The organism is Kitasatospora sp. NPDC091207, assembly GCF_044768625.1.
GTDB lineage: Bacteria > Actinomycetota > Actinomycetes > Streptomycetales > Streptomycetaceae > Kitasatospora.
Window position 1 is genome coordinate 621,758 of the sequence record NZ_JBIVVS010000002.1, and the last position, 13,594, is coordinate 635,351.

A 13,594-nucleotide genomic window follows, 5' to 3' on the forward strand; every position below is an offset into this window, starting at 1 on the left:
CGAGTCGTTCCCGGCGGTCACGAGAAGCGACCTGCCGGACGTCTCGACCGCGAGCACGGCCCTGACTGCTCCGGTGTGCCCTTCAAGGGCGTGCGACAGCACTCCGGACTCGGGATCCCGGAGGCGAACCACAGAATCGTTCCCGGCGGTCGCGAGAAGTGGCCGGCCCCCCGCCGAGACGGAACACAAGGCCTGAACCGAGTTGTTGTAGCCTTCGAGAACCCGCAGTTGGTCTCCTGTATCGAGGTTCCAGAGACGGACGGTACCGTCGTTCGCGGCGCTGGCGAGAGTGGCGCGGCCCTCCATCGGAAGCACGCACACGGCATTGACCCAGTCACCGTGGCCTTCGAGAACGATCTCTTCCCGGTGAGGTGCCCCTGCGGCCCAGACCCCGCGATACGGCGCGCGAAGCCCGGCGTCGCGATACGTGTGGCCCAGGTGTTCGCGTGTCTCCGTCACACTGAAGAGGGCTACCCGGTCCTCCGGCGCCGCGTCGAGTGCCTGCGGGGTCATTCGCAGCAATCGGCTACGGGTACGTCCCGCAGCCGAGGTCGAAGCCTTGGCGGCCGGCACCAGCCGACGAAGGTCGGCGTGGAGGGGATAGGAGTCGTCCTCGAGCAGGTCGTCGATGACACCGCCCCGGGCGGCATGGTCGGGCAACGCGCGAAGCAGGTAATGGGGAGCGCCTTCCCAGCCCGTGTCGCTACCGAGGCGCTGGAAGGCGAGGGCGATGGCACGTTCGTCGGCGATCGCTATCTCGGCTGCCCGGCTGGCGACGAGCGCTTCGTTCAGCGCTTGGTGGAACAGTCTGAAGGCACTCGCTTGAGCGGCGGTATCACTCGACTCGATCAGGAAGTTCGCCGCAGAGGCTCGGGCGAACGCCCGCAAGTCGTTCAGGGCCGGGGTATGACCGGCTAGGGCACCCACTGCAGTGGCCCAGAGACCGAGCGTCATCCCGGGAGACTCCGCGTAGGCCAGCGCCGTAAGGACGTCACCTGCCGGAATGCCATCCAGCGACGGCAGGAAGGTGAGGTAGTCCCGGAGTACTGCGTCGACGGTCGGCGTGAAGGAGATCGAGGCCGGCTCGATCGCAGTGCGGTCGTGCATGCCGTGGAAACGTGCGACCAGTCCGGCGATCAGGAAGTTGCCCTGCGCGATGACGGCGATCCGTTCGGCCACCGCGTCGGCTGCGAGTCGTACGTTGTACGGGTTGTCCGATCGCTCGTCACCGAACAGTTGAAGTGTCGTCAGCGTGTAGGCGACCAAGTCCTCTTGCGCAAAGAACCTCGGACTGTCGAGGTCCAGGATTTCGACGGCGCCGCCGAACGGCGCGATGAGGTCACCCTCGCCGTCTACACGTCGGCAGCCGACCACCACCGTCACGCCGAGGTCCGCACACGTCTCCGTAAGAGGAATCGCGATCGACCTCATGATCGCCCGCGCGTCGTTGGGCGTCGCGGCTTCGTCGAGGGCGTCGACCACGACGGCGAACGCTCCCGGCGGCCGTCCGCCCAGTGCGGTCCTCATCAAAAGAGGCAAGTCGTCGACGTCCCCCGGAAGTGCGGCGGAGGCGGCGGAGGCGATCTCACAGGCCACATCCAGAGCGGTCTTGCCCTTTGCGTGAACCGCACAGGACACAGATCCCTCTGGCGCTCGAACGGCGTCGTCCTCGGGCGGTAGGGTCACCGCGATCCGCTGATCGGCGGTGGTGACGATGCGGCCCAGCACCGCGGATTTCCCGACTCCGGGGGATCCGGTTACGACCAGGACCTGCCTGCGATCGCCGGCCGATCGGGTGATCCAGTCGACGACCGTGGTCAACGCTGCCGCACGGCCACGGAATCGCATGCCTCGCTCGGCATCCGTACTCACACCGCGGGCCCGGGGACGCCAGTGTCGGCCCGCTTCGACATCTCCCGTGAGCGTCCAGCCCCATTCGGACAGCCCGGCTTCGCCCGCGTCCTCGACCGCCCAGTCGGTAAGCAGCTGCAGCTTCTCATCCGGCAGGTAGTCGGCGATGGCCCACATGGTCAGGGCGCGGGCCTCGCCTCCGTTCGTCCGCGCCTGTCCCACCATTCCGACGACGGCCTGATAGTCGGCAGCCCAAAGCGCAGCGCCACTGTCGCCGGGACGGATCGAACGGCGCTCGGTATCCAGGCGGACCCAGCCGTAGGAGATCGACTCGCCGACCAGGCCGTCCGACGAGTCCCCCAGGTCGTCGGCGAAGCCGAAGGACCACCACGAACTGCCGAGCAGATCATCCGGCCTCGGTCGACGCAACGGCGCGGCGAACTCCTCGGACACCGGCTCCTCGAGGATCAGAACCGCCACATCCCTCACCTTACGGGTGGCTTCGGGCGCCACCACGCGGCGGACCTTGATCCGGCGATGCATCAGCTCATCGGCCTTCGGGAACGCCACCCATAGTTGGCTGCGCAGCTCATCCTGAGAGAAGACGACGTGAGCGCAGGTCAGCACTCGATAGGCATCGACGAGGAATCCCGAGCCGAGCGGTCTGTCGTCGAGTTCGGACTGATGGACGGCTGCCACCCAGCCGTCCACCCGCGGCCGGCGACCGTCCGAGGTTGCGGCGCTCATCCCTGAGGGTCGACCTCGGCTCCGGCCTGGTCGCCGTCGGGCCGCCATATGAGCTTCACGCCGAAGTTGGCCTCCGTCGCAGCCTTGGCGACCACCCAGTTGGCCGAGCCGTTCACCTTGATACCGAACGAGACCTCGACCTCTGCGGGGCGAAGCCTCGCCACCTGGTCCATCACGGTTCGTGCGGCCTCAACGGCCGGACGCACGGCCTCCTGTACCCGGCCGAGAATCTGATCAGCGCCGACTTGCTGGTATTCATCCGTCGGCTCGATCTCGAACTGCACCACCGTGCCCGGATCCAGTTCGTATGACACCACCTGAGACGCCACAGGCCCCCCTTCGCTAGCTCCCTGTCGCGAAGACGGTACCGGCTACTCCGGGCCTACGCAGAACCGATGGTGTGTTGCTCCCGACTCGGCGGGTGATTCGTTCATGAACGTAGTGGTTGGTGACGGTTTCCGACTTGGGTGGTGTAGTGCCGCCCGTCGTCCATGTCTTTCAGAGCCGGGTCGACTCGCGTCTCCCGAGGCGGTCTGGCCGTCGTCCCGGAGCCGGGGTCGGCCCAAACGACATCCGCCGGGATTTCGCGCTACAGTCACCCGCTGGCCTTCGAAAGCCGGCTCGGACTCCCTGAGTGCGCCGAGGCCGTCGGCGGCATCCCAGAGGCCGCAAAGGGGGCGCGACCGCTCCCTGCCGTAGCCGGGCGGGTTCGGATATCGGGCCTGAAGCGTGCAACGGCAGCGCCCAGCCGCCCGTATCGTCGGAATCTAAGCGCATTCTCGAAAGCCGGGGGACGGCAGTGGCAGAGAAGAACACGAGCAGGTCGCTGGAGAAGGCCGCACCCGACCAATCATGGCGTCCAAGGCGGGGGCTCAGCAGAGCGCAGCTATCTCGGGAGCAGGACCGTGCGGCCGGAGGCGCCGGCCGCCGGCTGGTGGACGCCGGTGCGGGGCGTCTCCGGTCGGCAACGGTCGTGCTGAGCCGATCCGGCCGCACCGGACGGGTCAGAGTCGCGCTCCGATGGTCTGTCGACGGCCGTTCGAAGTACGTTCCCCTGGGGGAGGCCGATCGTCCCACTCGCGCGGAGAACCTGCGTCAGGGCTGGCGGTTGGCCGCAGCGTCCGGGCTGCTCTCGTCCGCGCTGGTTGCCGAAGGCTCGTGGGCATCGTCTCCCGGGACGCGGAAGTCGATGCAGGGAAACAAGGGGAAGAACACGAAGCCCGAGCTACGGCTCCGATCACTACTGCACCGGGAGGGTCTCCGGTATCGGGTCTCGATCCGGCCGGTACCGACACTCCGACGTACGGCGGACATCGTGTTCACGAAGGTGAAGGTGGCGGTCTTCGTGGACGGCTGCTATTGGCACGGCTGTGCCGAGCATCGGAGCGTTCCCGAGACGAACAGGGACTTCTGGACCGAGAAGATCGAGGGAAACAAGGCACGGGACGCGGAAACGGACCACCTACTCGAGCAGGCCGGTTGGAAGGTGCTTCGGATCTGGGAGCACGTCCCGGCGGAGGAGGCGGCTCGACTCGTGATCGAGACGGTCGCCGCTGAGCGCCTGCGGTCAATGCGGTGACGCAGTCAGAGCGGACGCCCGTTGAGCAGGTCGTCAGCGGCATCGGCCTCTCGCCGTAGGACGATCCTGCCGTCACCGTCACTGAATGCGATGACCCTCGAACCAACCGCGAGGCCGGCCTCGGCAATGATTCCCATGGGAAGCTCGACGGTCCCGTCCTCACGGATGACGGTCTCGAAAGCTTCTCTGATCACGTCAACAGCATGCCATGGGCGTGCAAGTCACTCCCAATCGTCCCTTCAGTGGCCGGAGGAGTGCTCGGCATCCTCAGGAAGTGGGCAGGCCCGAGGCACGCGGCTTGCGACCACCGGCACCAAATCAAGATCATCTCGTGGGACTTTTTTCTCTTCAGGGACTTTCAGCTCTGTCCGAGGGACTTTCGAAGGACGTTTTGCCGCCTAACACGGTAAGCCCCTGAAAGATCGGAAAGGGCCTCCGACGCAGGTCAGAGGCCCTTCCGGGGGCAAAGCCCCTGGTACGGCGGATGGAGCCGGCCTGTACGCCGGGTTCTGTCTCCCGGGCTGCTCGCGCGGCCCGGGGAGGCGGTCATCCATCTAGGGCTGCCGTTGCCGACAGCCTCGTGCGGTCTACCCGCGGACTCGGGCGAGCAGCCCTCGGTCATCCGCGCACGGTGCCCGGAGGCACCGATCTTGACCTTGCTCCAGGTGGGGTTTACCGAGCCGGCCGAGTCACCCCGGTCGCTGGTGGTCTCTTACACCACCGTTTCACCCTTACCCACCGCCGAAGCGGTGGGCGGTCTGTTTTCTGTGGCACTGTCCCGCGGGTCACCCCGGGTGGGCGTTACCCACCACCCTGCTCTGTGGAGCCCGGACGTTCCTCGGCGGGCCCCGAAGGACCCGTCGCGACCGCCCGGCCGGCTCTTCCGCCGTAGTGGTCATGGTAGCCGCTCGGGCGGGGCCTCCCGTACGACGGGGCGGGCCGGGAGCGGGTCGCCGCCCAGGCGGGCGGCCACCCGGGTGGCGGTGCCGGTGGCCCAGGCGGTGGTGGTGACCAGCCCGAGGACGAGGATCGCGACGCCCAGCCCGGTCACGATCCACCAGCCGGCGTGGCTGGCCGGAGCGAAGCCGGTGGCGACCGGGCCGACCACGGCCGAGGTGACCACGGTGCCGATCACCGCGACACCGAGCGACTGGCCGACCTGCCGGCTGGTCGAGGCGACCGCCGCCGCGACACCCGCCTGGGCGCGTGGCATCCCGGAGACGGCGGCGTTGGTGATCGGCGCGTTGACCATGCCGAAGCCGAAGCCGAACAGCGCGTACGCGGCCAGCAGCAGGCCCGGCGGGGAGTCGGCGGTGAGCGTGGTGAGCAGCACACCGCTGGCGGCCAGGCCGAGGCCGGCCGCGACCAGCGGGCCGCGCGGCCCCCGGCCGCCGACGATCCGGCCGGAGAGCGGCGCGCAGACCAGCATCATCCCGGCCATCGGCAGCGTCCACAGGCCCGCCTCGACCGGGCTGTAGTGCCGGACGTCCTGCAGGTAGAGGGTGTTGAGGAAGAGGAAGCCGCCGAGCGCGGCGAAGGCGCAGACGGCGGTGACGGTGGCACCGGTGAACGGCGCGCTGCGGAAGAAGCGCGGGTCGACCAGGGGCTCGGCGACCCGCAGCTCCCAGAACGGGAAGGCCGCCAGCGCGGCCAGCGCGGCCACGCCGAGCCCGAGGATCAGCGGGGAGGTCCAGCCGTGCTCGGGGCCCTCGATGATCGCGGCGGTGCCGCAGCCGAGCAGCACCACCATCAGCAGCTGGCCGACCGGGTCCAGCCGGCGCGGCCGGGGGGAGCGCGACTCGGGGACGTAACGGGCGGTCAGCAGGCAGGCGGCCAGTCCGACCGGGACGTTGATCAGGAAGATCGCCTGCCAGCCGGCGCCGTCCACCAGGAATCCGCCGAGCAGGGGGCCGAGCGCCATCGAGATCCCGACCACGCCGCCCCAGACACCGATCGCCCGGGCCCGTTCGCGCGGTTCGGTGAAGGTGTTGGTGATGATCGACATCGCCACCGGGTTCAGCATCGAACCGCCGACGGCCTGCACCGCCCGGAACACCACCAGCCACTGCAGGCTGGGCGCCAGGCTGCAGAGCAGCGAACCCAGCACGAAGAGCACCAGACCGGTCTGGAACACCCGGCGACGGCCGAAGCGGTCGGCCACCGAGCCGAACAGCATCAGCAGCGAGGCCAGCACCAGGGTGTAGGCGTCGATGATCCACTGCAGGCCGGAGGCCGGGGCGTCGAAGTCCTTCTGGATCGCCGGGAGGGCGATGTTCACCACCGTGTTGTCGAGTCCGACGATGAACAGGCTCAGACAGCAGATCGCCAGGATCAGCATCCTGCGGCGCCGGTCGGGGTCCGCGGACGGCGTACGGGGGGAGGTCGGTTCGGCCACGGGTCGATCCTCCCACCCGGGCGCCACCGGGCGGCGGCGGAACGGACCGTACGGGTGGCGCCGCGGGGCGGGGGTGGACCGGACGGGCTCCGGCCGGCCGGTGCGGACGCGGGGCCGGGACCCGCGGCAAGGCGACCCCGGACGGACTCGGACGACCCCGGGCGGACTCGGACGGACTCAGACGGCGCTGAAGCGGACCGTACCGGTGGCGGGGTCGGCCCGGGTCAGCCGGGCGGCGATCCGACCGCCGAGCGGGAGCGCCCCGCCGGCCGCCGCCTCGCAGCGGGCCCGGACCGCGGGTTCGCGCAGCTGGACGGTGCCGCGGGCGGGCCGCTGCTCGTCCACGTCGATGACCACCGCGGGGAAGTCCTCGCCCTCCCGGCCGGCCAGCAGCTCCGCCTCCACCAGGTCGACGCAGGCCCGTTCGACCTCGGCCGAGCGGCGGTCCCCGGCCGCCATCAGGGCGGGGACCTCGGGCAGCGCCTCCCGGGCCCAGTCCGGCACGGACTCGCCGGCGGCCACGGCCGCGCAGACCTCCTGGGCGAAGCGGTCCCCGAGCCGGCGCAGCGGCGCGGTGCAGTGCGCGTACGGCGCGGCCAGCGCGGCGTGCGCCGGATCGGCCGGGGCGGGCAGGCCCTGGGTCTCGTCGAAGGCCTGGTAGCCGGCCCCGCGCAGCAGGCCGGTGCACTCGTTCAGGAAGGCCGCGTGCAACGGGGTGTCCGGGTCGAGGGAGCGGATGAGGTCCGGGTACGGGAGGTCCCGCGGCCAGTCGACGTCGAGCGCCCGGGCGGTGCGGCGCAGTCGCTCGAACGCGGCGGCGGGCGCGGCGGGCAGGGTGCGCAGCAGGCCGACCCCGGCGTCCAGCATCAGCTCCGCCGCGGCCATCCCGGTGAGCAGGGAGATCTGGGCGTTCCAGCCGTCGGCGGGGGTGAGCGCGCGGTAGCCGAGGACGTACCCGTGCAGGGTCTCCTCGATCTCCTGTTCGGGGACGGGCAGGCTGACCCCGCCGCGGGCCCGCTCCCGCTCCTCGCGGAGCCGGCCGACGGCCGCGAGCAGGGCGAGCTGCTCGTCGGCGCCGCCGGCGTCCACGGCGCGCTGGACGTCGGTGTAGTCGAGCCGGCGGTGCGAGCGGACCAGCGCGCGGCGCAGGTCGGCGAGGACGACCCCGCCGTCGGCGTCCAGGTCGAGCTGCCAGAGCAGGGCCGGACGGGTCTCGCCGGGCAGCAGGCTGGCGGCGTCCTCGGAGAGCCGGGCCGGGTGCAGCGGGACGCGGTGGTCGGGGAAGTAGAGGGTCTGGACGCGGCGGCGGGCCTCGGCGTCGATCGCGCCGCCGGGACGGACGAAGGCGGCGACGTCGGCGATCGCGTAGTGCACCCGGTAGCCGCCGCCGGGGCGGTGGGCCAGGTGCATGGCCTGGTCGAGGTCGTGGGAGCCGGGCGGGTCGACCGTGAAGAGCGGGAGGTCGGTCGCGTCGTACTCCGGCAGTCGCGGCGACTCGGCGGCCTGCTCGGCCTCCGCGAGGACGGCCTCCGGCCACTCGGTGCGGATCTCCAGGCGGGCGCGCAGCTCGGCCAGTTCGGCGTTGATCCGGGCGGAGTCGGCGGCCTTGACGCGCAGTTTTCGGCGTGGCATGCAGGCAGCGTAGGGCGAATCGGGTGATTCCGGGCGGACGTCGGCGGCGGGCGCGCCGGTGCCCGCCCGGGCCGACCGGGCACCGGCCGAACGGCTCGGCGGGCCGGCGGCTCGGCGACTCGGCGGGCCGGCGGCTCAGCGACTCGGCGGGCCGGCGGCTCAGCGGCCGAGCAGGGACCTGAGGTCCTTGGCGGCGGCGGCGACCGCGTCGTCGTAGCCGCCGGTGGCCAGCCGGAGCATGAAGGCGACGGCGCCGTCCGGGTGCGGGTCGGTGTAGGGCTCGGCGTTGTAGTCGAGGAAGAGCAGCATCGCCTCGAAGGCGGTGCGCTTGTTCCGGTCGATCAGCGGGTGGTTGCGGGCGAGGCTCTGGCCGAGCGCGACGGCCTTGGTCCAGAGGTCGGGGTAGGCGTCCCGGCCGAAGAGGCCCGCCCGCGGGCGGCCGAGGGCGGAGAGCAGGGCGCCGAGGTCACGGATGTTCTCCGGGCCGCCGGCGAGATAGGTGACGTCCGCCAGGTCGAGGTACTCGACGTCGCGGCCGTCCGGCTGCCCGGTCACAGGTCCTTGAGCCTCTCCAGCGTCTCCGCGTTGGCCGCGCGGATCCGGGCGACCAGGGCGACCCGGCGGTCCTCCCGGCTGGGTGCCGGCTTCTCGGCCAGGGCCTCGGGCAGCTCCGACTGCCGCACGTCGAAGGCCAGCTCCGCGCGGTCCGGGCCGGCCGCCTCGGTCACCCGCACCCGGCCGGCCAGCACCGCCCGGGCCGCCGCCGCCACCGCGAACTCCAGGGCCAGCCTGGTCTCCGGCGGGAGGTCGGCGGGCAGCCGGACGGGCAGGGACTCCTCCACGGCGTCGTCGTCGCCGGGCACCAGGTCCAGGGGGCGCAGGGTCATCTCGTCACTCTCCTTCGGTGCCACGGTAGGCCGGGGACGGGCCGGCGGCCCAGCGATTTCCCCGTAAGGGCTCGTAGGGTGGCCCGGAGAGCGGATTCGGAAGGGGGCCACGGCCGATGGGAACGGGAACGGGAACAGTGGGGGACGCGGTGTCGGACGTGGCACGGGCGACGGGGGCGGTACCGGGCGCGGTACGGGTGACGGGCGCGGCGGTGGCCGGCGTCCTGGCGGCGACGGGGGCGCTGCACGCGCTCTGGACGGCGACGCCGTGGCCGGCCCGGTCGCCGCGGGAGTTCGCGGACACGGTGGTCGGCACGGGCGACGGTGTGCCCCCGGCGGCGGCCTGCCTCGCCGTGGCGGGCCTGCTGGGAACGGCGGCGTACCTGGTGGGCGCGGAGGCCGGGGTGCTGCCGGCGGTGGGGCCGCGGCGGGTGCGCCGGGCCGGCGTCCGGGCGGTCGCGGGGGTGCTGCTGGCCCGCGGGGCGGCCGGGCCGGTGGCCTTCGGCGTGCGGAGCGGGCGGACACCGCGGTTCCGGCGGCTGAACACGCGGTACTACTCGCCGCTCTGCCTGGCGCTCGGCGCCGGGGCGGCCGTCGTCGCGGCGGCGGCCCCCGACGCGGACCGGGCCCCGTAGCCACGGCCCGGACCCCGTGGCCGCCGCTGCGGCCCGGCCTCCGCACGCAGCGGGGTTACCCGCGGTCGGGCCCGTTTGCGTAGGGTGGCGGGGTTCGCCCGCCACAAAATGTCGAGGAGTCCGCTGTGCTGGTGCTGTTGCCGCCCTCGGAGGGCAAGGCCGCGTCCGGGGACGGAGTGCCGGTGGCACTCGACGCGCTGTCGCTGCCCGGGCTGACGGCGGCGCGCGCGCGGGTGCTGGAGACCCTGGTCGCCCTCTGCCGCGGCGACGAGGAGGCCGCCGCCGGGGTGCTCGGCCTGAGCCCCGGCCTGCGCGGCGAGGTCGCCCGGAACGCGGGCCTGCCGACGGCCGGCGCGCGGCCCGCCGGCGAGGTGTACACCGGTGTCCTGTTCGACAACCTCGGCCTGGCCACCCTGGACGCGGCCGCGTACGACCGGGCCGGGCGCGCGCTGCTGGTCTTCTCCGGCCTCTGGGGCGCGGTCCGGATCGGCGACCGGATCCCGCCCTACCGCTGCTCGATGGGCGTGAAGCTGCCCGGTCTGGGGGCGCTCGGCCCGTACTGGCGCGCCGCGACGGCGTCCGTGCTGCCGGAGGTGGCGGACGGCCTGGTGCTGGACCTGCGCAGCTCCGCCTACGCGGCGGCGTGGAAGCCGGCCGGTGAGGTGGTGACCCGGACGGCCACCGTGCGGGTGCTGCAGGAGCGCGACGGCAAGCGGTCCGTGGTGAGCCACTTCAACAAGGCCACCAAGGGCCGGCTGGTCCGCGACCTGCTGGTGGCGGGCGCCGAGCCGAAGACGCCCGGCGAGCTGGTGGACGCGCTGCTCGGGCTGGGGCACCGGGTGGAGGTCGCGGCCGAGGGCACCGCCCGCAAGCCGTGGCAGCTGGACGTCGTGGTCACCGAGATCCACTGAACCGGGACCCACCGGCGGTGGCGGCGGGCCCCGGTGGGCCCGCCGCCGGCCGTCAGCGCAGGTGTCCGGTGTCGTTGAGCAACCGCACCGAGGCGTTGCCGTCCGCGTAGTACTGGACGGCGCAGAGCGAGGCGGCGGACAGCTCCATCCGGTAGAGCGAGTCCGGCGGGGCCCCGAGCGCGAGCCGCACCAGGGTCTTGATCGGGCTGACGTGCGACACCACCAGGACGGTCCGGCCGTGGTGGCGGGCCAGGATCTTGTCCCGCGCGACGCCGACCCGGTGGGTGAGCGTGGTGAAGCTCTCGCCGCCGCCGGTCGGCCTGGCCTTGGCGGAGCCGAGCCAGGCGTTGAGGTCCTCCGGGTGGCGCTCCCGCACCTCGGCGAAGGTCAGCCCCTCCCACGCGCCGAAGTCCACCTCGCGCAGCCCGTCCTCGTAGCGGACCTCCAGGCCGAGCCGGGCGGCGACGGTCTCGGCGGTCTGCCGGGTGCGGAGCATCGGGGAGCTGACCACGGCCTGGACGGAGCCGCGCGCGACCAGCGCCTCGGCGGCCCGCTCGGCCTGCCAGCGGCCCTTCTCGGAGAGTTCCGGGTCGCTGCCGCCGCTGCCGGAGAAGCGCTTCTCCGGGGTGAGGTGGGTCTCGCCGTGGCGGAGCAGGACGAAGGTGGTCGGCGTGCCGAGGTCGGCGGCGGCCGCCCAGCCGGCCTTGGGGGCGGTGGTCTCCGGCGGGGGCTCGTCGACGGCCGCGGGCCGCTCGGCCTTCGGCGCCTTCGGCTCCCACTGGCGGCCGGCCTTGCCCGCGTCCATCGCCTCGTTGGCCAGCCGGTCGGCGTCCTTGTTCCGCTCGCGCGGGATCCAGGTGTACTTGACCTGACCGCGCGGCAGCACCGACCGGGCCTCGGCGGCGAGCGGCTGCATGTCGGGGTGCTTGATCTTCCAGCGCCCGGACATCTGCTCGACCACCAGCTTGGAGTCCATCCGGACGTCCACCGAGGCGTCCGGGTCGATCTCCCGGGCCGCCTTCAGGCCGGCGATCAGGCCCTTGTACTCGGCCACGTTGTTGGTGGCGTGGCCGATGAACTCGGCGGCCTCGGCGATGATCAGGCCGGTGTCGCCGTCCCGGACCACCGCGCCGTAGCCGGCCGGCCCCGGGTTGCCCCGGGAGCCGCCGTCGGCCTCGACGACGAACCTGCGCCCCGCCACCGGGTCAGATGCCCGAATCGGCGGTGCGCACCAGGATCCGGCCGCAGTTGTCGCAGCGGACGACGGCGTCCTTGGGCTCGGCCTTGATGGCGTTCAGGTCGGAGACCGCGAACTCGACCCGGCAGCCCTCGCAGCGGCGCTGGTAGAGGCGGGCCGCGCCGACGCCGCCCTGCTGCTCGCGCAGCCGGGTGTAGAGCTTCAGCAGGTCGGCCGGGACGACGGCGACGACGGCCTCGCGGTCGCGCTTGACCTTCTCGGCCTCGGCGTCGATCTCGGCGAAGGCGGCGTCCCGGCGGGACTCGGCCTCCGTCAGCACGACCGTGGAGTGCTCCAGGCGCGCGGTCAGCTCGGTGACCCGGGTCTGGGCGGACTCCAGGCGCTCCATGATCTCCAGGACGACGTCCTCCAGGTCCCCCTGGCGCTTGGCCAGCGAGCCGATCTCGTGCTGGAGGTTCTCCAGGTCCCGCGGCGAGGTGATCGCGCCGGAGTCCAGGCGCTGCTGGTTGCGGGCGGAGCGGGCGCGGACCTGCTCGACGTCCTGCTCGGCCTTGGTCAGCTCACGGGTGGTGTCGCCGTGCTGGGCCTGGGCGGCCACCACGAGGTCCTTGAGCGCGGTGTGGTCGGCGGTGGCCTGGTCGATCTCGGCGTGCTCGGGCAGGCTGCGCCGCCGGTGGGCCAGCTGGTCGAGCTTCGAGTCGATGGCCTGGAGGTCGAGCAGGCGGATCTGGTCGGCGGGCGCGGCGTTCAAGCGGAGGGCTCCTGTGAATCGGGTCAGGCGGTGAAGGACATGGGGGCGTGCGCGGTCCACGGGTCGGTGACCCGGTGGGAGACCTTCGTCTCCACGGCCCAGCCCCGCTGCTCGGCGGCGCCGTGCAGCGCCCGCTCGGCCAGGGTGAGCCAGGGCCACTCGGTGGCCCAGTGCGCGGCGTCGACCAGCGCGACCGGCGCCGCCTCGGCGGCCTCGGACGCCGGGTGGTGGCGCAGGTCGGCGGTGACATAGGCATCGACACCGGCCGCCCGTGCCTCGGCGAGGAAGCTGTCACCGGAGCCGCCGCACACCGCGGCCCGGCTGATCAGCCGGGCCGGGTCACCGGCGACCCGGACGCCGGCCGCGGTGGCCGGCAGGCCCTCGGCGACCCGGGCGGCGAAGGCGGCGAGGGTCAGCGGGGGCTCCAGCAGACCGATCCGCCCGCTGCCGCGCCGGCCCAGCGGGTCCGTCGGGTCCGGCACCAGCGGGCCGGTGACCCGCAGCCCGACGGCCTCGGCCAGCGCGTCCGAGACGCCCGGGTCGGCGTGGTCGGCGTTGGTGTGCGCCACGTGCAGGGCGATGTCGTGGCGGATCAGCGTGTGCACGACCCGGCCCTTGAACGTGGTCGCCGCGACGCTGGTGGTGCCGCGCAGGTAGAGGGGGTGGTGGGTGACCACCAGGTCGGCGCCCCACTCGACGGCCTCGTCGACGACCGCCTGCACGGGGTCGACGGCGAACAGCACGCGGCGGACCTCGGCCTGAGGGTCTCCGCAGACCAGGCCGACGGCGTCCCAGGACTCCGCCCACTGCGGCGGGTAGACCTCTTCGAGCGCGGTGATGACGTCGGACAGTTTCGGCACCTGTCGAGACTACCGTGCGCGCGGGGGCACCCGGGCCCCCCGGGCCGGGCGCGGGGGCGCGCGGCCGGGCGTCAACCTGTGGTTCCCGGCGTTCGAGCGGCCGCCGGGGCACCGTCCCGGCGGCTCACCCGGGGCGGCCGGGGCGCCC

At 72.8% G+C, this 13,594-nt stretch carries 13 protein-coding genes and 1 other RNA gene; 3 read left to right on the top strand and 11 right to left on the bottom strand.

From position 1 onward, the window contains the following. Together ACIQTO_RS07440 and ACIQTO_RS07445 are read right to left on the bottom strand one after the other, a co-directional pair. Window positions 1-2,598 (bottom strand): trypsin-like peptidase domain-containing protein (locus ACIQTO_RS07440; protein ID WP_402384106.1); only part of this gene is annotated, 2,598 nt, incomplete at its 3' end. After that, window positions 2,595-2,927, bottom strand: coding sequence for a CU044_2847 family protein (locus ACIQTO_RS07445; RefSeq protein WP_402384108.1), 333 nt, complete (start codon window positions 2,925-2,927; stop codon window positions 2,595-2,597). The genes ACIQTO_RS07440 and ACIQTO_RS07445, both read right to left, overlap by 4 nt. A gap of 470 nt (window positions 2,928-3,397) precedes the next feature. Here ACIQTO_RS07445 and ACIQTO_RS07450 point away from each other — a divergent pair, with 470 nt between their 5' ends. Further along, the gene (locus ACIQTO_RS07450; protein ID WP_402384111.1) at window positions 3,398-4,177 is read left to right on the top strand and encodes a very short patch repair endonuclease; all 780 of its coding nucleotides are present in this window, start codon (window positions 3,398-3,400) and stop codon (window positions 4,175-4,177) included. 5 nt (window positions 4,178-4,182) lie between these two features. Here the strand turns inward: ACIQTO_RS07450 and ACIQTO_RS07455 are convergent, their stop codons facing one another. The 6 genes from ACIQTO_RS07455 to ACIQTO_RS07480 form a co-directional block, all read right to left on the bottom strand. After that, window positions 4,183-4,371, bottom strand: a complete 189-nt coding sequence (locus ACIQTO_RS07455) for an AbrB/MazE/SpoVT family DNA-binding domain-containing protein (RefSeq protein ID WP_402384114.1) — start codon at window positions 4,369-4,371, stop codon at window positions 4,183-4,185. Between the two features lie 288 nt (window positions 4,372-4,659). Beyond that, window positions 4,660-5,059, bottom strand: an RNA gene (rnpB, locus tag ACIQTO_RS07460) — RNase P RNA component class A. Window positions 5,060-5,072: 13 nt separating this feature from the next. Next, on the bottom strand, window positions 5,073-6,515 hold the full coding sequence (locus ACIQTO_RS07465) for a DHA2 family efflux MFS transporter permease subunit (protein WP_402384273.1): 1,443 nt from the start codon (window positions 6,513-6,515) through the stop codon (window positions 5,073-5,075). A 234-nt stretch (window positions 6,516-6,749) separates the two neighbouring features. Further along, window positions 6,750-8,204, bottom strand: coding sequence for an RNB domain-containing ribonuclease (locus ACIQTO_RS07470; RefSeq protein WP_402384116.1), 1,455 nt, complete (start codon window positions 8,202-8,204; stop codon window positions 6,750-6,752). A 159-nt stretch (window positions 8,205-8,363) separates the two neighbouring features. Continuing rightward, on the bottom strand, window positions 8,364-8,759 hold the full coding sequence (locus ACIQTO_RS07475; RefSeq protein WP_402384119.1) for a type II toxin-antitoxin system death-on-curing family toxin: 396 nt from the start codon (window positions 8,757-8,759) through the stop codon (window positions 8,364-8,366). Beyond that, complete coding sequence (locus ACIQTO_RS07480; RefSeq protein WP_402384122.1) at window positions 8,756-9,091, bottom strand: hypothetical protein; 336 nt, start codon at window positions 9,089-9,091, stop codon at window positions 8,756-8,758. Before ACIQTO_RS07480 ends, ACIQTO_RS07475 begins: the two co-directional genes overlap by 4 nt. A 158-nt stretch (window positions 9,092-9,249) precedes the next feature. Between ACIQTO_RS07480 and ACIQTO_RS07485 the strand changes: the two genes are divergently transcribed. Together ACIQTO_RS07485 and yaaA are read left to right on the top strand one after the other, a co-directional pair. Further along, a complete protein-coding gene (locus ACIQTO_RS07485) occupies window positions 9,250-9,726 on the top strand; it encodes a DUF3995 domain-containing protein (RefSeq protein WP_402384123.1) in 477 nt (158 codons plus the stop codon). 125 nt (window positions 9,727-9,851) lie between these two features. Beyond that, entirely contained in the window at window positions 9,852-10,637 is a 786-nt protein-coding gene (yaaA, locus tag ACIQTO_RS07490; RefSeq protein WP_402384126.1) for a peroxide stress protein YaaA, read from the top strand. 52 nt (window positions 10,638-10,689) lie between these two features. On the opposite strand, the gene ACIQTO_RS07495 is transcribed toward yaaA, so the two are convergent. Genes ACIQTO_RS07495 through ACIQTO_RS07505 form a run of 3 tightly spaced genes read right to left on the bottom strand, consistent with a single transcriptional unit; the run spans window position 10,690 to window position 13,446 of the window. Beyond that, entirely contained in the window at window positions 10,690-11,838 is a 1,149-nt protein-coding gene (locus ACIQTO_RS07495) for a bifunctional RNase H/acid phosphatase (protein ID WP_402384129.1), read from the bottom strand. A gap of 4 nt (window positions 11,839-11,842) precedes the next feature. Beyond that, window positions 11,843-12,586, bottom strand: coding sequence for a zinc ribbon domain-containing protein (locus tag ACIQTO_RS07500; RefSeq protein ID WP_402384132.1), 744 nt, complete (start codon window positions 12,584-12,586; stop codon window positions 11,843-11,845). 23 nt (window positions 12,587-12,609) lie between these two features. Then, window positions 12,610-13,446 carry a Nif3-like dinuclear metal center hexameric protein gene (locus ACIQTO_RS07505; RefSeq protein WP_402384133.1) on the bottom strand — a complete coding sequence of 279 codons (837 nt, stop codon included), beginning with the start codon at window positions 13,444-13,446 and terminating at the stop codon, window positions 12,610-12,612. Window positions 13,447-13,594 lie beyond the last annotated feature (148 nt).

Bases quoted from the DNA above. Each gene is read 5' to 3' on its own strand.
- ACIQTO_RS07465 (WP_402384273.1), bottom strand. From the start codon at position 6,515: ATGCTGATCCTGGCGATCTGCTGTCTGAGCCTGTTCATCGTCGGACTC.
- ACIQTO_RS07470 (WP_402384116.1), bottom strand. From the start codon at position 8,204: ATGCCACGCCGAAAACTGCGCGTCAAGGCCGCCGACTCCGCCCGGATC.
- ACIQTO_RS07480 (WP_402384122.1), bottom strand. From the start codon at position 9,091: ATGACCCTGCGCCCCCTGGACCTGGTGCCCGGCGACGACGACGCCGTG.